Here is a 20,242-nt window from a genome sequence, read left to right as displayed (position 1 = left end):
TCAAGCCTCGTGCTTTCCGGAAAATGCTCATGCATTGACGTAACTCCGTTCATAGTGTCGAACCGGTATGGACTCTCCCCGTTCCCACAGCGGCTCTTGGCCCCGTTCTGGCACAACCCACGAGGAACCATTCGGATTGCCGATATCCCACAGGACTCGGGCTACCGGAACCCTCAGGCATCGATCCGTTACCCCTGGGAGGGAACCGGCCGCCAGGATGGTTTGGGTGTCCCCACCCAGGCCGTGCAGTTGTCCCCAGGTCTCGCCGCCAAAGCGCTGAGCTGCCAGTTCTGCCGCTCGGTGCGTAATCGCACGGACGTCGAACCCGAATAACGCGTGGGATGTGAGGATGGAGGGTAGGGATAGGCCCACCCGGACCCTGGGGTTGAGCCATGGTTCGAAAAGCGGGTCGCAGAGGGTTCGCAAGTTCTTGGAACCGGTCTGAAGGCGTTTAAGGATCGGAAGTTCGCAGAGCAGATCCACCAGAGCGTGTCGCCATGCGGCAACCGCAGCGGCATCGACAGAATCGCTGGCGAAGTAACCGTCCCAATCCGAGAGGTAACGATGGAAAGACCTGGAAGATGGTGTTTGCCGGCTCGTGTTACACAAACGCCCGACCAAACCGTGTAGCTCCTCGTCGTAAGTATCCATGGCGATGCTCGCTGCGGCTTCCGGGGTTATCGGTGCGCTGCCGTGTTTTCTCAGCAATTCGCGAATACGCCGTGCTCGCTGATCCGGGCAGTAGCTGTACCCCAAACGCGCCTCCTCGGGTTTGCGTTCGTTCGCAGCGGCTTCCGGTGCCTCCAGGACGCGGACCGGGAAGCGTTCCCATCCAGCTTGGCGGAACTCGTGTAAGGACAACGGCCCGGCCCGTTTCTCTGAATTCAGCCGGAGGACCCGACCAGCAGTAAACCGAACGCCTCTCCCCGAGCGATCGGCTGCCAATACGTCATTGACGGGGTCCACCCAGTGGGAGTACGCGCCGATGATGTTTCGGGTATCGGCTGCCCCTAAAAGATCCATGCTTGTTTGGAGGCCCCCGTCACCGGTCACTTGTGCGCTCCATCCCAATCCCAGGGGATTACCCCGCCCGTCCCATGCCACGATCGGCAAGTCTGGAGCTGCTGCTTGTCCGGTGAGCCGAACCAGTGGTTGTGAGTCAGCCATAGCATTGGTGATCACCCATGCGCAGGTGGGGGTTTGGCCGAAATGGGGGACCCCGGGAAAACCGGGGAAGGCCAAACCATCAACGTTGATTCCGGGGGCCCGCAATCGCATCTGGTGGTAGGGGCCGGGGGGTTCCAACAACCGGTGGGGGTCCGCGCACAGAATAGGGCGGCCGGTGGAAGACCAGGAAGAAGGGATAAACCACGCATTGCTCCCCGCGGATACCGCAGGTTCGTGTGAGAAGGCCGTGAGGAACTCGGGTCCGAGCGTTGCGCGGACGGTTTCGCGCCAGAGGGTTTCGGGGAATGCGCCGAACAGCAGGTGAGACAGCAACATCATCCCGATAGGGTCCCAGGGCTCCCATCGGCTCGTATCTGGAACGCGCGCCAGGATCCCGTTCACTCCGTCGGCGTAGGCCGCACAAAAGTCCCTGGCTGCGGGGGTTGCTCGTTCGAAACACCGCCTGGCGCTAAGCCGCAGCCCGACGCGGCCGACAAGGCGATCCAGTGGCTCCCCGCTGGCAGCGCACAGGCGGCGATGATCTGCGATGAGTTGCTGGGAGCGATCAGTGGCTGTCGCTGTCCCCTGCCCGTGGGCTAGATCCGTGATGCTGTCGGCGCTGATGGTGGGGATGCCATCGGGGGAGCGGGTGATGGATGTGATGGCTGGCCCTCCCGACACGTTCACGACGTAGCCCCGGCTACGTTGCAAAGGCTATCCTAAGTATAGAATTAGACAAGCAAATGTTGCGTAAATACAAATTCCCAGATCACAGCCTGTTTTCTGGCTCCCCTATGAGTTGAAAGGCCCCATGCTATCTGAACTGGAGCGGATTCTTGTCCGGACCCTTGGGTCGGGGCAAACCACATTGACGGTCCTGTCCAAGGAGTGGCTCAGCGACTCCTTCGTACGGGTCACGGTGGACTGCGGGCAGTTATTCTCCTTTACTCCAGCGTTCCCCACTCTGTGGTTGCGGCTGTGGTTTCCCGCAGGGGACGCCTCCTGGCATCAACGGGCCTTCACCATCGTGGGGGCAGATGAGCAGTGCGGACGGGCCCACATCGAGTTCACCTTGCACGACGGAATCGCCTCCGACTGGGCCCGGGCGGCGGAACCCGGCTGGACCATCCAGGCATCGCTACTTGGTTCCAAAACCCCCTGGGGGCTTCGCGTCGATGAACTCGCCATCAGCAAATCGAAACCAATCGTCCTTGTGGGTGACATGGCTTCGTTGCCTGCCATGAATTCGCTGCTAGGCACCCTGGTCACTACTCCGATCACCGCCGTGGTGGAAAACCGACTGGCCTCGGACGCGCAGGTTCCTGTCTGTGCCAGTTCACGTCACCAGGTCATCCGTTGTCAGCACGACAGCGGGCCATCTGTCACGGACGTCGCGGCCCAATGTGTAGCGCAAAGCAGTGACAGTCCGCGCGTCTGGGTGGCCCTCGAGGCTGGAAAAACCCGTGCCCTCGTAAAGCGCTTGCGGGCGGATCACGGAATCACCAAGACGGATCTGTGCTCGCTCGGTTACTGGAAAGCGGTGGCGTAGAACATGACCGATGCTTCAGGCCAGGCCCAGGTCCCGCTGAAGCTTCTGTGGGCGCTGTACACAACCCAGTTCATCGGCGTGGGATTCCTCACGGTCGGTTTGACAGCTATCTTGCGGGCGGACGGCGTTAGCCTCAGCACACTGGGGCTCTTCCAGCTATTCGGCGTTATTTGGCCACTGAAGATCCTGTGGGCTCCGTTGGTGGATCGGTGGGCCCCAATGCGCCGCCAGGGGCATTACCGCGGGTGGCTCCTTCTGCTGCAGAGCGGCATGGTGGTGTCACTGCTGTGCATGGCATTCATCCCCCACCCTGCTCGTCAGATTGCCGCCCTCGGGGCGATCGTGGCCCTCTTCGTCCTCCTCAGCGCTACTCAGGACATTGCCGCAGACGCTATCTCCGTGCGTGGCTTGAGCGGGCGGCGCCGGGATACCGGAAGTTCCATACAGGTCTCGGCTGGGTACGTCGGCAATCTCGTGGGCGGGGCAGGCGCCGTCTTCGTGGCCGATCGGTGGGGGCTTCCAGCCGCCGGCGTCCTGCTGGCGGCCACAACGTCCTTGGCCCTCGTTTCCGTCCTGCACTACCGCGAACCCCGGGCCGAACAGGACAACCGCGCGGGATCCACGCCCTGGGGGCGGGACACGTTTGACCTGTTCCGGAACCGAGACTGCCGCCGTTGGTGTTTCGTCACCATGCCGCTGCTCTACATGGGGTCGGCGGGGGCCTATTCCCTGGTCACTCCGGCCCTCGGGGACTACGGCTTCTCGCTCACCCAGATCGGCCTCATCACGCTCACTGTGGCCTCTCTTCCCGCGATCCTCGCGGGGCTGCTGGCCGGCCACCTCGATGCCAAGCTGGAAAGGAGGAGTTCCGTCGTACTCGGAACGATCATGCTGGCTTCCGGAATCGCCACCCTCCAGCCGATCTTCGGAGCCACCGGCGCATCCGAGGTGTCACCGAGCTCCGGGTCCTTCATCCAGGCGGCAATCGGCGTGAGCCTGCTCCTTACGGGATACACCATGGTGAATGTGGCCGTCTACACCCAGGCCCTCCGGTTCGCCCGGCCGACGCGTGCCGGATCGGATTTCACCCTGCTCACCTGCATCCCCCTGGGCTTGTCATTCTTGGCGGGATGGGTGGCCCTAGCTCTGGCCGACGGCACCGGGTTCTGGGTTTCCGCCCTGGCTATGACCATTGTCGCCGTTGTCGGCGGGATCAGCGCTTGGCGTCAGTTGGGTCGATTCGGATCAGCGGCCCGGGAGTAAATCCACCGCCCGGTGGGCCCGGCGTACCTGGGGGCCAACGAGCCCCAGGCTGATCACTGCGGGCAGCAGCGCAAAACCCAGTGATGCTGCGGGCGATACCTGGGCCCGGGACACAAGAATCAGGGCCACGGCGGACAGTAGGAAAATGGCTCCCTGTAGGAAAGTCAGTCCCCACACCGCCCGGTTGGCCGTGACGAAGGCCTCATCCGAGCGCATTGTTTTTGGCGTCCGAATGCCCGCACAGTGATTTCGGGACAGACCGCGCCGGGAGGCCAGGGCCAACCACAGGAACATCGCGCCGGCCAGGGTATAGGTGGCGGAGAGAATGCAGAACATCGTTGATCCCAGAACCTTTGCTTCTCGTGCTTTTTTGTTCGGGGGCCTAAGGCACGAATCGGTACCCGACACCCAATTCGGTAAGAAAGTGCTGCGGCGCCGCCGGGTCTCGCTCTAACTTCTGGCGCACCTGACTGATGAATACCCGCAGGTAGTTGGTCTCCCGGCTGTAGTTCGGGCCCCACACCGCCTGCAGTAAGTCGGCCTTGGGGACCAGTTGCCCCTTGCGGCGCGCAAGGTACTCGACGATGCCCCATTCCCGGGGGGTCAGGTGCACCGGCTGGCCGTCCACCCGCGCCTGGGAGAGGGCCAGGTCCACTTCTAGGCGCCCGTCACTGGTGGTGACCACCGGTTGTTCCTGCTGAGTGCTATCCGGCACCCGGCGGAGCGCGGCCCGCAGCCGGGCCAGCAGCTCGCCGACGGCAAAGGGTTTGGTGACGTAGTCGTCCGCCCCCTCGTCGAGGGCGTTGATCTTGCCCGGCTGGTCGTGACGGGCGGAGACCACGATCACCGGAATGGAGCTCCACGAGCGCAGGGAACGCAGGACTTCCAACCCGCTCATGTCCGGCAGACCCAGGTCCAGCAGAACCGCGTCTGGCTGCCATTTGCTGGCCAGTTGCGTCGCAGCGGTTGCAGTTGTGGCCACCTGCACGTCGTACTTGCGGGCCACAAGGCTGATCCGCACGGCATTGGCCAGGGGGATATCGTCCTCCACCAGGAGGATCTTGGTGCGCGCCGCCTCGCTCATGCCTCCGCCCGCTCCCGGTCATTCTCGGCGACGTCCGCCTCAGTGGCGCGGGGCAATTCCAGGACGAGGGTGGCCCCGCCGCCGGGGGTCTGCTCGGCGGCAAGGGTGCCCCCCATCGCCTCCGCGAATCCGCGCGCCACCGCGAGACCCAGGCCCAGGCCGTTGGTGGTGGCTGTCTGATCCCCGAGGCGTTGGAAGGGGGTGAAAACGTCTTGCATCATGTCTTCGGGGATGCCGGGGCCGTGGTCGATCACCCGAATTTCTACTGCGGCCCCGCTGGCCTCGCTCTCGCCGAGGACGCCACCGGGGCGGGCGAGCACCGTGAGCCGGGACTGGGGGGCGTACTTGCGCCCATTGACCACGATGTTGGCGATGATGCGCTGGACCAGGCCGGCATCGCCGAGCACCGCCAGGGTCTCCGGATCCACGTCCACATCCATGTACCCTGCCGCTTCCGGCAACTCGTTTTGTACCGCGTCCAGCACCTCCGTGACCGGAAGTACCCGGCGCTGCACGCTGACGGCGTTGGAGCGCAGCCGGGACATGTCCAGCAGGTTGCCCACGACGGTTTCGAGCCGGTCGGCACTGGACTCGATGGTTTCGATGAGGATTTTGCGACTTTCTTCGTCCAGCTCCACGTCGTCCATGCTGAGGCTGGACACGGCCGCTTTGATGCCCGCCAAGGGGGTGCGTAGGTCGTGGCTCACGGCGGCGAGCAGAGCGGTGCCCACCCGGTTGCCGGCCTCCAGCGCGGCTGTGGCCCGCCGCATCGCCTCCATCTGCTGGCGGTCGATGATGGCGGTGATTCGTGCACCGTGGGCCTCGATCATGGCCAGGTCCGCGGGGGAGAGCTGGCGACCCCCGACGACAATCCGCAGCCCCTGGGAAGCTCGGACGCGCACGGGATCTTTCCCGCCGTCCCAGGGGGCGGAGATGCCGTCCTCCGAGGTGGTTTCGATGGTCACCCACTTCTTCCGCTCGGGGACGTACCTTTGCAGATCGACGCGCTTGAGGGCGAAGGTTTGGCGCAATCGTTGCAGTAGCTGGTTGAGATTGTCTCCCTCATTGATGACGCCCCTAGCCAGATCCGACAACACAACCGCTTGGCCCAGGCGTTGCGTGGCCAGTGCCTGGCGGCGTTCGGCGACGTGGACGATCCAGGAGACGCTGGCGGCGATGATGGCGAAGAGGATGAGCTGAACGATGTTCTCCGGCTTAGTTACCGTGAAGGTGTGCACCGGTTGGGTGAGGAACCAGTTGGCCAGCAGCGTGCCGAGCAGTACGCACACCATGGCCGGCCAAATCCCCGCCGCGAGTCCGGCGAACACGGCGATGGTCAGGTAGCCCAGCAGGATGGCGCCCAGGTAGCGCAGGGCCGGCTCGAAGGGGACGACGGCGGCGGTGAGCAAGATGGGGCCGAGCACCCCGATGAGCCAACCGATCAGCCGCCGGGAGGGGGAGAGCCGCAACTCCCCGGAAAAGCGGGAACGCCACTTGAGGGGGCGCGGGGTGCTCAGCCGCTTCTCCAGCGAGACTTTGGATCTGCGGCGGACGGTGCTGCGCGCGCTCTTGCTGCCAGTGGTGCCCAGAGCAGAGGGCCGGGCCGCGGGTCTGGCGGCGATGGGCTTGCTTTCGCTGGGGGATAGGCCCAGCAGGGCCAGGCCCCCGGTACCCTTCTTTGCGCTGGGGATGGGGCTGGGCTCCGCAGAACCGGGGTTCTCCCGGAAGGGGGCGTTGGTGGAGACGATGTGAACGTCGATCGGGCCGGAGCCGTCGATGATGCGCTTGGAGGTACCCCCGCCGAACATGCTGCGGATCCGCCCAGAGAAACCGATCACGAGCTGGGAGGCGTTGATATTCCGGGCGAACTGCAACAGTGTTTCCGGCACGTCGTCGCCGACGAGTACCCGCCATTCGCCGCCGAGGGATTCCGTCATCGACTGCAGCCGCTTGAGCACACGCGGTACGTCGCTGCGCAGACCGTCGTCGTCCCCGGCGACGTGCACCACAAACATTTCGCGGCCGGCCACTCGGCCGGTGATGCGCGCCCCCCGTCGGATGAGGCGCTCGGCGCTGGCGTTGGCCTGAACGGACACGACCACGCGCTCCCGAGTGGGCCAGGTCTCCTGGATCTCCTGGTCCGCGCGGTAGCGCTCCAAGCCCTCGTCCACTTTGTCCGCCAGCCACAGCAGCGCCAGCTCGCGGAGGGCGGTGAGGTTGCCCACCCGGAAGTACTTCGCCAGCGCGGCCTCGGCCTGCTCCTGGCGGTAGACCTCGCCCCGGGCCAGGCGGATGCGCAGGGCGTCCGGGGACAGGTCCACCAGTTCGATCTCGTCGGCATCGCGGAGCACCTGGTCCGGCACGGTCTCCCGCTGCCGCGTCCCCGTCACCGCCGCGACCACGTCATTGAGGGACTCCAGGTGCTGGATGTTCATTGTGGAGATGACGTCGATACCGGCATCCAGCAGCGTGTACACGTCGTGCCAGCGCTTGGACTCCCCAGAGCGGGTATCGGAGACTTCCCCATAGCCCACCACCGTGTGGGCCAACTCATCGACGAGGATGATCTCCGGATGTGCCTCGAGCGCGGCCTCCACGTCCAATTCGGTGTACGTGCCGCCCCGGTGGGCGTACTCCAAGCGGGGGAGTACCGGCAGGCCCTCCACCAGTTTCCGGGTGCGCTCCCGGCCGTGGTCCTCGACCAGGCCGATGAGCACATCGTGGCCGCGGGCCTGCAGGTCGTGGGCCTCGCTGAGCATCGCGCAGGTTTTCCCCACACCCGGGGCGAACCCCAGATAAACCTTGAGTTTTCCGCGCTGGGCCATGTTGGACTCTTCCGTTAATCGTGCTTATCAGGGTTCAGCCTAACCCCCGGGCCTAGATGCGGGTGAGGGCTTCGTTGAGCTCCACCACGTTCACCGGCTTGCCGTCGGCGGCGCCGTTGAAACTGGTGTGGGTGTGCTCCTCCACGAGGCCCCGAACCCGCTCCACGGGCACGCCGCGCTCCTTGGCCACCCGGTTGACCTGCAGGTCCGCGTAGGCCCGCGAGATCTGGGGATCCAGGCCGGAACCGGAGGAGGTGATGGCATCTACCGGCACCCGCTCCACGCTCACGCCCTCCCGGGTGGCGATCTTTTCGCGCAGTTGCGCTATATCCGCGCGGTACTTCTGGTCTGCGGGGGAGATATTGGAAGCGCCGGAGCTCATGGCGTCGTACCCCGGCTCATCACCGGCCGCCGAGGGACGGGGGAAGAAGAATCCGGGCTTATCCACCGCCTGGCCGATGAGGGAAGAACCCACCACCTGCCCGGCCGAATTATGAACCATGGACCCATCGGCCTTATTCGGCATCAACCGCCCGATCCCGAATACCACGAGCGGGTAAACGATTCCCAGCACAACGGTGAACAGCACAACGGAGCGGATAGCCGTGAGCAAAACCCGCGAAGAGGAATTGGAAGAACGCAGGGACCTGCGGGTCGCGCGATCCGTCTCGGGGATAGCTTCGGTGGTCATAGTCCAAACACTCCAGACACGATGAGGTCAATAATCTTGATGCCGATGAACGGGACAATCACCCCGCCCAGGCCGAAAATGGTGAGGTTGCGCGACAGGAGCTTCGCCGCAGAACCCGCTCGGTAACTCACGCCCTTCAGCGCCAGGGGAATCAGCGCAATGATGATGATGGCGTTGAAAATCACGGCGGACAGAATGGCCGATTCCGGGCTGTGCAGGCGCATCACATTCAGCGCGGACAAACCGGGGAAAGCGACGACAAACATAGCGGGGATAATCGCGAAGTATTTCGCAATATCGTTGGCGATCGAGAATGTCGTCAGGGCACCACGCGTGATGAGCAACTGCTTTCCAATGGCGACGATGTCGATGAGCTTGGTGGGATCCGAATCCAGATCCACCATGTTCCCGGCCTCCTTGGCGGCGGTGGTGCCCGTATTCATGGCCACGCCCACATCCGCCTGCGCCAGGGCGGGGGCATCGTTCGTGCCATCCCCGGTCATGGCCACGAGGCGGCCCGTGGACTGCTCCTTGCGGATCAGCGCCAGCTTGTCCTCCGGGGTGGCCTCGGCGAGCACGTCATCCACGCCCGCCTCCTTCGCGATGGCCTGCGCGGTCAGGCGGTTATCGCCCGTGATCATCACGGTGCGGATGCCCATCGTGCGCAGTTGCTCGAAACGCTCGGTCATGCCCGGCTTCACGATGTCCTTGAGGTGAATGACGCCCAGGACCGCGTTATCGGTTGCTACCACCAGCGCGGTGCCACCGTCGTTGCTGATCCGGGTGACCACGTCGGTGGTCTCCGGGGGAACTATGCCGCCGGCCTCTTCCACCATCTTGCAGACCTCCGAGGCGGCCCCCTTCACGATCTTCTGGGGGGTGCCACCATGCTCATCGCCGGGCAGCTCGATGCCGGACATGCGGGTCTGAGCGGTGAAGGGGATGAACTCCGCGTGGCGGTAGGTGGACTCCGGGATCTCCTCGGTGCCCAACTTCTCCGCCAGGGTCACGATGGAGCGGCCCTCCGGGGTCTCGTCCGCCAGGGAGGACAGCAGGCAGGCGCGGTTCAACTCGTCCTGGCCCACCTCGCCGACGGTAACGAACTCCGTGGCCTGGCGGTCGCCGATGGTGATGGTGCCCGTCTTGTCCAGCAGCAGGGTGGACACGTCCCCAGCGGCCTCCACGGCGCGCCCGGACATGGCCAGGACGTTGTGCTGAACCAGCCGGTCCATGCCGGCGATACCGATCGCGCTGAGCAGGGCACCGATGGTCGTGGGGATCAGGCAGATGAGCAGGGCCACCAGGACGACCGGGGACTGCTCCGCCCCGTTGAACGCCGCCATGGGGGCCAGCGCCATCACCACGATGAGGAAGATGATGGTCAACACGATGAGCAGGGTGCCCAGGGCCAACTCGTTCGGGGTCTTCTTGCGCTGCGCGCCCTCCACCAGGCCGATCATCCGGTCGATGAAGCTCTCCCCGGGGTGGCTGGTGATGTTCACCGCGATGCAGTCCGAGAGAACCCGCGTGCCGCCGGTCACGGCGCTGCGGTCCCCACCGGATTCACGGATTACGGGGGCGGATTCGCCTGTGACGGCGGACTCGTCCACGCTGGCGGCACCGGCGATGACGTCGCCGTCGCCCGGGATGGTCTGGCCGGCGGTGACGATGACCGTGTCCCCGGGGCGGAGCTGGTCGGAGGGGATCTCCTCCGTCTGGGCCTCCTGCGCAGCCATGGCCTTCTCGATGGCGGCAGGGGTGGCTTCCCCCGTCAGCTTGTGGGCCACGGACTGCGTGCGCGTCTTGCGCAGGGACTCGGCCTGGGCCTTGCCCCGGCCCTCGGCCACTGCCTCCGCGAGGGTGGCGAAAAGCACGGTGAGCCACAGCCAGACCGTGATGGACCACGTGAACACCGAGGGGTGCACGATGGCGAGCACGAGCGTGAATGCCGCGCCCACCTCCACCAGGAACATCACCGGCACGCTGATCAGACTGCGCGGGTTCATCTTCTTGACCGCCAGGGGGAGGGCGGCGGCCATCTGCGAGCTAAGCCCGGGTTTCTTCTCCGGCGCTTTAGCGGGGCTATGGGTTGCGGTTGTCATTGCAGCGCCTCCGTCAACGGGCCGAGAACGAGGGTGGGCAGGAAGGTCAGTGCGCCGAGGATGAGGGCAATCCCCACCATCACGCCGACGAACTGCGGTCGGTGGGTGGGCAGGGTACCCGCCGTGGCCTCGGCGGGGCGCTGCTTGGCGAATGCGCCGGCCAGGGCCAAGGCGAAGATAATGGGCAGGAAGCGCCCGAGCATCATCGCCACCGCCAGGGAGATGTTGAACCAAGGGGTATCCGCGCCGAACCCGGCGAAGGCCGAACCGTTGTTGTTCGAGGCACTCGTGTAGGCGTAAACGATGTCCGAGAAGCCGTGGGGGCCGGTGGTGGACATCGAATCCCGGGTATCCGGCAGCATCGTGGAGATGCCCACGCCCGCCAGCACCAAGGCGGGCATGATGAGCAGGTACATGCTCGCCTTCGTGATTTCGCTGATACCGATGCGCTTGCCCAGGTATTCCGGGGTGCGGCCAACCATGAGGCCCGCGACGAAGACGCTGAGGATGGCGATGATGAGCATGCCGTAGAGGCCCGAGCCCACGCCGCCGGGGGAGATTTCGCCCAGCATCATGTCCAGGATGAGCATGCAGCCACCCAGCGGGGAATAGCTGGAGTGGAAGGAGTCCACCGCACCCGTGGACGTCATCGTCGTGGATACAGCGAAGAAGGACGACGGGATCACGCCGAAGCGGTATTCCTTGCCCTCCATCGCGCCACCGCCGGGGATGCCCAGGGAGGACTCGGAGGCCGCGACGACGGCGAAGGAGGCGAAGAACAGCACCGCCATGGTGGCCAGCAGGGCCCAGCCCTGGCGCACATCGCGGACAAGCTTGCCGAAGGTGCGGGTCAGGCTCACCGGGATAACCAGGATGAGGAAGATCTCCAGCACGTTGGACCACATGGTGGGGTTTTCGTAGGGGTGGGCCGAGTTGGCGTTGAAGTAACCGCCACCGTTCGTGCCCAGCTCCTTGATCACTTCTTGACTGGCCACCGCGCCGCCGGGGATGCTCTGCTCCCCACCGGCGATGGTGGGGAAGCTCTGCGGAGCGTTGAAGTTCTGGATGGCACCCTGGGTGATCAGCAGCACCGCGCCGACCAGGGCGATCGGCAGCAGAATGCGTATGAGCGTGCGGGTGAGGTCGACCCAAAAGTTACCGATGACACCGTCGCCCTCGCGGTTGGCCAGGCCCCGCACGAGGGCAATGGCCACGGAGATACCCACTGCGGCGGAGACGAAGTTCTGCACGGCGAGCCCGGCCATCTGCGTGAGCTGGGTCATTGCCTCCTCACCGGAGTAGGACTGCCAGTTCGTGTTGGTCACGAAGGACACGGCCGTGTTCCACGCCTGGTCCGGGTGCACAGCACCCATGCCGTGGGCCAGCGGCAAGTGCCCTTGAACCCGCTGCAGCAAGTAGAGAACGACGATGGAGACCACGGAGAAAGCCAGCACGGAGGAGGCGTACTTCGTCCAGTGCTGCTTGCCCTTGGGGTTGACCCCGGTGATCTTGTACAGGGCCCGTTCCACGGCGGTATCGTGCTCGCTGCTGAAGACCCGGGCTATGTAGTTGCCCAGGGGTACGTAAACGAGGGCCAGCGCCAGCAGAATGATGGCTACAGGGATCCACCCTGTCCACGTGCCGCTCACGAGAATCGCTCCGGATTCACGAGGGCTACCAACAGGTAGCAGATGGCCAGCAGTCCCAGGACTGCCCCGACAATCAACTCCCAGCTCACAGCTTATGCACCGCCTTCACGGCAAACTGCATGAGCGCGAAAGCCACACAGGTGGCGGCGATCAGCAAAACGTCGTAGATCATGCGGGCAACATAAACCCTCCCCGAGGTGCGTAAGGAAGTTCTTGACGCTTTCCTAACAAGAGCCTGCAACACCCCCCCTTGCTGAGATTTCCGCATCATTGTGCTGCAATAAAGCGATGACCCAATCGGATTCCGCGCCCAATGCCGCGCAGCATCACCAACCAGATCCCCCGGCGGACCAGTCGGGGGAGCGCACCTTCTTCGGCCATCCCTGGGGGCTGGCGAACCTCTCCGGGGTGGAGATGTGGGAGCGGTTCAGCTTCTACGGCCTCCAGGCGCTGCTGGCCTACTACCTCTACTACTCGGCCGCCCAGGGTGGCCTCGGCATGAATGAGGCCAGCGCCCTGTCCATCGTCGGGGCCTACGGCGGCCTCGTTTACCTCACCAGCGTGGCCGGGGCGTGGGTAGCCGACCGGATTCTTTCCGCCGAGCGGACCCTGTTCTATGCCGCGATCCTGGTGATGATCGGGCACATCAGCCTGGCGCTGCTGCCGGGGTTCACCGGAGTGGTAGTGGGCCTCGTGTGCATCGCCGTGGGCTCCGGTGCGCTCAAGACCACCACCTCTGTGGTCCTCGGCGCGCTGTACCACCGGGATGACCCCCGGCGCGACGGCGGTTTCTCCATCTACTACATGGGCGTGAATATCGGCGCCCTGGTGGGCCCGTTCATCACCAATGCCCTGTGGGGCTGGCGGGGATTCCACTGGGGCTTCGGGGCCGCGGCGGTCATGATGGCCGTGGGCCTCATCCAGTACGCGGCGATGCGGAAGCAGACGATTAAGGACGCAGGCCACCAGGTCGCCAACCCACTTCCGCGTCGCCAGTACCTGCCGATCTTCCTGGGCGCAGCGGCGGTCATCGCAGTTGTCGTAGTCCTGTTCATTACGGGCGTTTTGCACGTCAGCCAGTTGGCCAACATGGCCGCGCTGGCCACCTTGGTCATCGCCGTCATCCTGTGGTTGCAGATGTACCGCTCCGATCTGGTGACCGCCGAAGAGCGATCCCGCCTCGTGGGTTTCATCCCCATGTTCATCGCGGGGGTGGCCTTCTTCTCGCTGTTCCAACAGCAGTTCACCGTGTTGGCCGTCTACTCGGATCAGCGGCTCAACCGCAGCATCTTCGGCTGGGAGATGCCCCCGGGCATGGTGCAGTCCATCAACCCCGCCTTCATCATCATCTTTGCGGCAGTGTTCGCGGCGGTGTGGACCCGGCTGGGGGACCGGCAGCCCTCCTATGTGACGAAGTTCGCTTCGTCGCTGGTCATCATCGGGGTGGCGCTGCTTTTGTTCCTCCCCTTTGCCGGCGGAGGGGCCAATTCCACCCCCATGTGGGCGTTCGTCGCCATTATCTTCCTGTTCACCATGGCAGAGCTGCTACTCAGCCCGGTGGGCAATTCAATGGCCACCAGGCTGGCGCCGCAGGCGTTCCCCACGCGGATGTACGCGCTGTGGATGCTGTCCATCGGCTTGGGAACGGCGCTTTCCGGGTCCCTGGCGCGGTTCTACGACCCCTCCAGCGCGGCGGCGGAGCGCTCCTACTTCCTGGTGACGTTCATCGTGACCGTGGCCCTGGGCCTGGCCATTCTCGCATCGCGCCGGTGGGTCCTGCGCAAGTTCGTGGACGTCCGCTAGGCGGAGGAGGGCACCCGGACCAGGTCGTGCGTGGTCCGGTTCAGCGGCTGCGCGCCATCGCTTGTGAGGACCACGATGTCCTCGATCCGGGCGCCCCACTGGCCGGGAAAGTACACGCCCGGCTCGATGGAGAAGGCCATGCCCTCCTTTAGCTCGAGGTCGTTACCAGCCATAATGGACGGCTCCTCATGGCAGGATAGGCCAATGCCGTGTCCGGTGCGGTGGATGAAAGCCTCCCCGTATCCGGCGTTCTCAATGACCTCCCGAACCACCCGGTCCACCTGGGCAGCCGTGACCCCCGGGCGTGCGAAGGCCACCCCGGCCTCCTGGGCTTGGCGCAGCACGTCGTAAATGCGCTGCTGCTCAGCGGTGGGCCCGCCGACGACGTACATGCGGGTGCAGTCGGAGTGATAACCGCTGGGCAGGGTGCCGCCGATGTCCACCACCACAACGTCACCCGGTTGCAACTGCCTGTCGGAGTAGTCGTGGTGGGGGTCCGCGCCGTGCGGCCCGGAGCCGACAATGACGAAGTCCGTGGTGCCGTGGTTGGCGATGATCCGCTGATCCAGCTCCTCGGCCACCTCTTTTTCGGTGACGCCAGGGCGCAGAAGCGCTGGCACCGCACGATGCACATCGTCGATAGCCTCCGCGGCGTGGCGGAGTTGCGCTATCTCATTGGCGTCCTTAATCACAAAAATCCCGGAGAGAACACCGGTGGCATCCACGGCCGAGACACCGCCGCCTTGCAACCGCAGCAGGTGATCGGCAGTCATCGCGGGGCTCACGGCGAAACGTCCGGCGGGGATGTGGCCGTAGGGGTCCTCGCCATCCTGCCAACCGACGATATCGATGCCGAGCTGGCCGGCCGGTGAGTGCTTCAGGGAGGCGGCGTCCACGGCCGGGACGATGAGGCGGCGCGCGGTGGGGGTGAGCAGTAGGCCGGCGAAACGCTCGTGAGTGGCCAGGCGGGCGGCGATCAGGAACTCGAGGTCCGGGCCGGGGGTTGCGATGATGCCATCCAGGCCGGCGTCCGCGGCGAGGCGGGCGGCCTGGTCGAGGCGGCGGGCATAAGTGCTCAGGGGGAAGGAATCACTCATGCTGTTCTACGCTACGCCAGGGCGTTCGCCGCTCCCTCAGCGATCGCCCGGGACCCCAGCACGGTGGGGTGCACCACGAAATGATACTTGGGGCTGGTCGTATCGATGATGCCGGCGACGTAGCGCTGGTCATCGGGCGCGCAGGTGTTGTGGCCGCGGGTTTGTTCATGAACGTCCACGAAGGTCGCGCCGACTGCCGCCGCGGCGTCCCGCTGATTGGTTCGAACCCGCTGCTCGAAATCGCTGACGCCGAAGGGAACGGCGCCCGGGGCCCCTGGGACGACGTTGATCACACAGATGTTGGGCCCGGCGGATATTTCGGGCAGGCCCACCATAATGATCTTGGCGTTGGGTGCGGCGCCGTGAATATCGGACGCCACGAGCCGCATATTGGTCGTCAGGGCATCGTGAACAGCTTGAGGGTTGTTCACGTCAATGCCCTGCTGGGCCGCAAAGGGGCCGGAATCGTTACCGCCGATGCCGATGACCACACTGGTGGTGGCGGGGCCCAGGTATTTCTTCGCGATGGCGGTGCGGGTGCGCTCCACGAGAGCAACGGAGGTCTGGCCGGGGCAGGACCAGTCATCCACCCGACGCTGGGTGAGGGCGGCTAGCTGGCGGGCGGCGTTGTCGTCCGTCTGTAGGCAACCGTCCTGGCGGGGCAGGGAGGTGGGGACGATGCCGGGCCAGACGTATTTGCCGAGGTCGTAGATGAGGTCCGGGTTGGCCATGAAGGAATCGCCGAGGACGACGACATTGGGGCCGGTGGGCGGGAAGTCCATGGGATTGTTGGGATCCTTGGGCACTTCCGGGGCGGCGGCGTTGGAGGATCCGACGGGGGCGGCTATGGCGGGTGTTGCGCCGAGGTCGGCGGTGGCCGCGGCGGCGAGGAGGAGGGCGGCGGTGCGGCGGGGGATTGGCATGAGCGGGGGACCCATCTCTCAGGAACCGTTGCGATTAAAATGCAGATTAACACTGAGGTATTTTCCGGGGCGCGACGAAAGCGCGGCTGCGGGGGTATCCCCGGGGGTAGTAGCTAGCCGATATGTTCCGAAATTCGAGCCGCAGTTTCCCGCAGGGCCTCGCCGTACTGGGCGGCGGGGTGTAGCCCCATCCGGTCCACCGGCCCCGACACGGACAGGGCCGCAATCATGGCTCCATGAGAATCGAAAAGAGGAACGCTCGCGGAGGCGAGGCTGGGATCCCGCTCTGCTCGCGACTCCGCGATACCTTCCTTCGCCACCCGCTTGAGGTCCTCCTGGGTATAGGCCGCCTGCTGCAGCACGGCCTGTTGAAAGGGGGTGGGCGCATAGGCCACCAGAACCTTGGCTGCGGAACCCGCCCGCAGGCTCATGCGGTGCCCCACGGGGACGGTATCCCGCAAGCCTGTTGTCGGCTCCGCGTTGGCGATGCAGATCCGCTCGTCCCCGATTATCCGGTAGATCTGCACCGATTCACCGACGGCGGCCATGAGGCCTGGTAAATAGGTCTCCGCAGCCAGCTCGAGCCGGGAGCGAGAGCTGGGGGTGAGATCCGCTAGCGCCGGCCCACTGGTCCAACTGCCGTCCGGCTGGCGAGCGATGAGCCGGTGTTTTTCCAGGGCCACCGCGATTCGATGGGCGGTGGCCCGGGGGAGCTGGGTGGCCTCGCACAGTTGGGTGAGCGTGCGGGGTTGGTCGGCGATGGCGGTGAGGATATGCACCGCCCGGTCCAAAACCTGGATGCCGCTCGTCCTCGGCGCTTCCGCGTTATTTCCCATACTTTGGTACTATACATTCCACACTGTGGAACGGAGGGTAGGTAAGCGCGGCCAACCGTCGCCCTGACCTCCGCCAAATTGCTTCGAGGACCAGGAGGACTGCACAGGTGACACAGGAACAACCCGGAGCTGCGCCGCTCACCCTCGCCGAAAAGGTCTGGCGCGATCACGTGGTCGCTCCCGGCTCCAACGGCGGACCGGACCTGCTCTACATCGACCTCCACCTGGTCCACGAAGTGACCTCCCCTCAGGCCTTCGATGGATTGCGCCAAGTCGGCCGGCAGGTTCGGCGTCCGGACTTGACCATCGCCACAGAGGATCACAACGTCCCCACCACCGGGGTGGCCGGCGGCAATCTGTTGGATATCGAGGATCAAACCTCCCGCCTGCAGGTCTCCACGTTGCGCAAGAACACCGAAGAGTTCGGCATCCGCCTGCACCCCATGGGGGACATCGACCAGGGCATCGTGCACACCGTCGGGCCCCAACTGGGCCTCACCCAGCCGGGCATGACCGTGGTCTGCGGGGACTCCCACACCTCCACCCACGGCGCCTTCGGATCCATCGCGATGGGCATTGGCACCTCCGAGGTGGAACACGTGCTGGCCACGCAGACGCTGCCGCTGAAGCCCTTCAAGACCATGGCCATAGAGGTGTCCGGCCAGTTGCAGCCCGGGGTGACCTCCAAGGACCTCATCCTGGCCATCATCGCCAAGATCGGCACTGGCGGCGGCCAGGGCTACATCCTGGAATACCGGGGCGAGGCCATCCGGAAGCTGTCCATGGAAGCCCGCATGACAATGTGCAACATGTCCATCGAGGCCGGAGCCCGGGCCGGCATGATCGCCCCGGACGAGACCACGTTCGACTACCTCAAGGCCCGGCCCCACGCCCCCAAGGGAGAGGACTGGGAGGCCGCGGTGGCCTACTGGAAGACACTCCCCACCGACGAGGGAGCCCAGTTCGACGAGGTGGTGCACATCGACGGCTCCGCGCTAACGCCCTTCGTGACCTGGGGCACGAACCCGGGACAGGGCCTCCCCCTGGACGCGGCGGTGCCCGCCCCGGAGGATTTCCACAACGACAACGACCGCGCCGCCGCCGAACGCGCCCTGGAGTACATGGACCTCACCCCCGGAACCCCGCTGCGGGAGATCGAGGTGGATACCGTCTTCCTTGGCTCCTGCACCAACTCCCGCATCGAGGACCTGCGGATCGCGGCCGACGTCCTGCGCGGCCGGAAGGTGGCGGACGGTGTGGACATGCTTGTGGTGCCTTCCTCCACGCGCGTCAAGATGCAGGCGGAGGCCGAAGGTCTGGATCGGATTTTCATGGACGCCGGGGCCCAATGGCGCACCGCAGGCTGCTCCATGTGCCTGGGAATGAATCCGGATCAGATGGAGCCGGGACAGCGCAGCGCATCGACCTCCAACCGAAACTTCGAGGGGCGGCAGGGTAAGGGCTCTCGCACCCACCTGGTCTCCCCGGCCGTCGCCGCAGCTACCGCCGTGACAGGGCACCTGTCTAGCCCGGCGGATCTCGCAGCCGCCCAGTAAGAACAACGAGGCGCTACAGCAACGAGGCATTACAGCAACGAGGAATGTGAAGGAACATGCAGAAATTCACCACCCACAGCGGCGTGGCCGCCCCCCTCATGCGGTCCAACGTGGACACCGACCAGATCATCCCTGCGGTGTACCTCAAGCGGGTCACCCGTACCGGCTTTGAGGACGGCCTCTTCGCCGCCTGGCGCAAGAAGGACCCCCAGTTCGTCCTCAACCAGGAGCCCTACCAGCAGGCCTCCGTCCTCGTCGCAGGCCCGGACTTCGGCACCGGCTCCTCCCGCGAACACGCGGTCTGGGCACTCATGGACTACGGCTTTAAGGTGGTCTTATCCTCCCGCTTCGCCGACATCTTCCGCGGTAACGCCGGCAAGTCCGGCCTGCTGGCAGCGGTGCTGGAGCAATCCGATATCGAGCTGATCTGGAAGCTGCTGGAGCAGGAACCGGGTGCCCAGATGCGGGTCAACCTGGAAGAGCGCACTGCCGAGTTGGGGACGCACACCTTCCAGTTCGAGGTGGATGACTACACCCGCTGGCGGCTTATGGAGGGCCTCGACGACGTGGGCCTGACCCTCCGCCAGGAGGATGCCATCAGCGAGTTCGAGGCCCACCGGCCGTCGTTCAAGCCGAAGACCTTGCCGGCCGCCCAGTAGCCTCCTACTTCACGGGCAGGGGGCTGGCCAGATAGTCCAGCCCCAGCAGCTCTTCACCGGCAAAGTGCAGCACCCAGATGCTGGACTTCTTGCACCGCAGATCCTCGATCTCCACGCCGTTTTGACCCGCCAGCCGGGCCAGCACCCCCGGGATCACAGCTCCCTGCGCGATCACGGCGCTGACCGGGGTATCCGCCGTGGCTCGGGCAAAAGCGGACAATGCCACATCGGGGGATACGGACCAGCCCGCGTCCCCCAACTCCGGTTCCACCTCCACGGTCAACCCGAGGTCCTGGGCGACAGGCGTGGCGGTGTGAACGCAGCGATCGGGCTTGGCGGAGAACACTGCCTCCGGCCGGTACCCCTCTACCGCGCTCGAGAGCATCTCCGACTGGCGGCGCCCCTTCTTGTTGAGGGGCCGCAGGTCGTCATCCCCGCCCCATCCCTTGCGCTCGTGGGCTTTGCCGTGCCGGATGTACAACACCCGCCGGTCGCACCCCAGGGCCAGCATGGCCCGCCCGGCCTCCACCACATCGCGGTCGATGTCGTAGGACAGCATCTTGGCCGCCTTGTTGGGGGCGACCCACTTCAGATCGTCGCTCTCCTCGTTGGCCTCGAACTTTCCGCCGATCGCCTCCGCCGTCCAGTAGTAGACCACCTTCGTGCGGGAACCCACCGGGTAGTGCACGTAGCCCAGCAGCCAGCCCAATCGCGCCTCGAAGCCGGTCTCCTCCCGAATTTCCCGCACCGCGGTGCCCGGGAGGTTCTCGCCTGGGTCCACCTTCCCCTTGGGCAGGGTCCAGTCGTCGTAGCGGGGCCGGTGGATGAGCGCGATCTCGATGTCCGTGCCCTCCGCGCGTCCCGTCGCGGACTTGCTGTGCCGCCACAGCAGGGCCCCGGCGGCGAAGGTGGGGCGGGCGAACTCTTCGGCGGGGCTGGAGCCAATCCTGCCCACGTGGCCGGTGCCGTGGTGGGCCATCGCTAGGGAGGTGGAGAGGTCACCAGTGCCGGTATGGGAAATCACGCGAAAGAGTACCT

General features: G+C 65.3%; 17 protein-coding genes. 5 read left to right on the top strand and 12 right to left on the bottom strand.

Annotated elements, in window-relative coordinates:
* Positions 1 to 27 precede the first annotated feature (27 nt).
* Positions 28 to 1,878 carry a penicillin acylase family protein gene (locus CHEID_RS06340; protein ID WP_112769662.1) on the bottom strand — a complete coding sequence of 617 codons (1,851 nt, stop codon included), beginning with the start codon at positions 1,876 to 1,878 and terminating at the stop codon, positions 28 to 30.
* A gap of 100 nt (positions 1,879 to 1,978) precedes the next feature.
* Here CHEID_RS06340 and CHEID_RS06335 point away from each other — a divergent pair, with 100 nt between their 5' ends.
* Both CHEID_RS06335 and CHEID_RS06330 read left to right on the top strand, forming a co-directional pair.
* Positions 1,979 to 2,716 (top strand): siderophore-interacting protein, encoded by a 738-nt coding sequence (locus tag CHEID_RS06335; protein ID WP_112769663.1) that lies wholly within the window; start codon positions 1,979 to 1,981, stop codon positions 2,714 to 2,716.
* A 3-nt stretch (positions 2,717 to 2,719) separates the two neighbouring features.
* Positions 2,720 to 3,979: an MFS transporter gene (locus CHEID_RS06330; protein WP_112769664.1), complete on the top strand. Its 1,260-nt coding sequence runs from the start codon at positions 2,720 to 2,722 to the stop codon at positions 3,977 to 3,979.
* On the opposite strand, the gene CHEID_RS06325 is transcribed toward CHEID_RS06330, so the two are convergent.
* From CHEID_RS06325 to CHEID_RS10555, 7 genes are read right to left on the bottom strand one after another with little or no spacing between them, the layout of a single operon-like run.
* Positions 3,962 to 4,315 carry an SdpI family protein gene (locus CHEID_RS06325; protein ID WP_112769665.1) on the bottom strand — a complete coding sequence of 118 codons (354 nt, stop codon included), beginning with the start codon at positions 4,313 to 4,315 and terminating at the stop codon, positions 3,962 to 3,964. The two genes, CHEID_RS06330 and CHEID_RS06325, sit on opposite strands and share 18 nt — an antisense overlap.
* A 46-nt stretch (positions 4,316 to 4,361) precedes the next feature.
* Positions 4,362 to 5,063 (bottom strand): response regulator, encoded by a 702-nt coding sequence (locus CHEID_RS06320; RefSeq protein ID WP_112769666.1) that lies wholly within the window; start codon positions 5,061 to 5,063, stop codon positions 4,362 to 4,364.
* Positions 5,060 to 7,888: an ATP-binding protein gene (locus tag CHEID_RS06315; RefSeq protein WP_112769667.1), complete on the bottom strand. Its 2,829-nt coding sequence runs from the start codon at positions 7,886 to 7,888 to the stop codon at positions 5,060 to 5,062. The genes CHEID_RS06320 and CHEID_RS06315 overlap by 4 nt, the downstream gene beginning before the upstream one ends.
* 52 nt (positions 7,889 to 7,940) lie before the next feature.
* Entirely contained in the window at positions 7,941 to 8,579 is a 639-nt protein-coding gene (gene kdpC / locus CHEID_RS06310) for a K(+)-transporting ATPase subunit C (protein WP_112769668.1), read from the bottom strand.
* On the bottom strand, positions 8,576 to 10,681 hold the full coding sequence (kdpB, locus tag CHEID_RS06305) for a potassium-transporting ATPase subunit KdpB (protein WP_112769669.1): 2,106 nt from the start codon (positions 10,679 to 10,681) through the stop codon (positions 8,576 to 8,578). The genes kdpC and kdpB overlap by 4 nt, the downstream gene beginning before the upstream one ends.
* Positions 10,678 to 12,330 carry a potassium-transporting ATPase subunit KdpA gene (gene kdpA / locus CHEID_RS06300; RefSeq protein ID WP_112769670.1) on the bottom strand — a complete coding sequence of 551 codons (1,653 nt, stop codon included), beginning with the start codon at positions 12,328 to 12,330 and terminating at the stop codon, positions 10,678 to 10,680. Before kdpA ends, kdpB begins: the two co-directional genes overlap by 4 nt.
* Positions 12,327 to 12,419: a potassium-transporting ATPase subunit F gene (locus CHEID_RS10555; RefSeq protein WP_112769671.1), complete on the bottom strand. Its 93-nt coding sequence runs from the start codon at positions 12,417 to 12,419 to the stop codon at positions 12,327 to 12,329. Before CHEID_RS10555 ends, kdpA begins: the two co-directional genes overlap by 4 nt.
* Before the next feature lie 199 nt (positions 12,420 to 12,618).
* Between CHEID_RS10555 and CHEID_RS06295 the strand changes: the two genes are divergently transcribed.
* On the top strand, positions 12,619 to 14,133 hold the full coding sequence (locus CHEID_RS06295; protein ID WP_112769672.1) for a peptide MFS transporter: 1,515 nt from the start codon (positions 12,619 to 12,621) through the stop codon (positions 14,131 to 14,133).
* Here CHEID_RS06295 and CHEID_RS06290 read toward each other — a convergent pair.
* From CHEID_RS06290 to CHEID_RS06280, 3 genes are all read right to left on the bottom strand, one after another.
* Positions 14,130 to 15,230, bottom strand: a complete 1,101-nt coding sequence (locus CHEID_RS06290) for a M24 family metallopeptidase (protein WP_112769673.1) — start codon at positions 15,228 to 15,230, stop codon at positions 14,130 to 14,132. The genes CHEID_RS06295 and CHEID_RS06290 overlap by 4 nt on opposite strands.
* A gap of 11 nt (positions 15,231 to 15,241) precedes the next feature.
* Positions 15,242 to 16,153 (bottom strand): GDSL-type esterase/lipase family protein, encoded by a 912-nt coding sequence (locus CHEID_RS06285; protein WP_273661001.1) that lies wholly within the window; start codon positions 16,151 to 16,153, stop codon positions 15,242 to 15,244.
* Between the two features lie 113 nt (positions 16,154 to 16,266).
* Positions 16,267 to 16,989: an IclR family transcriptional regulator gene (locus CHEID_RS06280; RefSeq protein WP_112770211.1), complete on the bottom strand. Its 723-nt coding sequence runs from the start codon at positions 16,987 to 16,989 to the stop codon at positions 16,267 to 16,269.
* 107 nt (positions 16,990 to 17,096) lie between these two features.
* Between CHEID_RS06280 and leuC the strand changes: the two genes are divergently transcribed.
* Positions 17,097 to 18,545, top strand: coding sequence for a 3-isopropylmalate dehydratase large subunit (gene leuC, locus CHEID_RS06275; RefSeq protein ID WP_112770210.1), 1,449 nt, complete (start codon positions 17,097 to 17,099; stop codon positions 18,543 to 18,545).
* A 56-nt stretch (positions 18,546 to 18,601) separates the two neighbouring features.
* Complete coding sequence (leuD, locus tag CHEID_RS06270; protein ID WP_112770209.1) at positions 18,602 to 19,204, top strand: 3-isopropylmalate dehydratase small subunit; 603 nt, start codon at positions 18,602 to 18,604, stop codon at positions 19,202 to 19,204.
* 4 nt (positions 19,205 to 19,208) lie between these two features.
* Here the strand turns inward: leuD and CHEID_RS06265 are convergent, their stop codons facing one another.
* Entirely contained in the window at positions 19,209 to 20,228 is a 1,020-nt protein-coding gene (locus tag CHEID_RS06265) for an NUDIX hydrolase (RefSeq protein ID WP_273660998.1), read from the bottom strand.
* Between the last annotated feature and the right edge of the window lie 14 nt (positions 20,229 to 20,242).

Source organism: Corynebacterium heidelbergense, assembly GCF_028609845.1.
Classification (GTDB): Bacteria; Actinomycetota; Actinomycetes; order Mycobacteriales; family Mycobacteriaceae; genus Corynebacterium; species Corynebacterium heidelbergense.
Note: the sequence above shows the minus strand (reverse complement) of the source record. Positions and strands in the feature narration are given on the sequence as shown.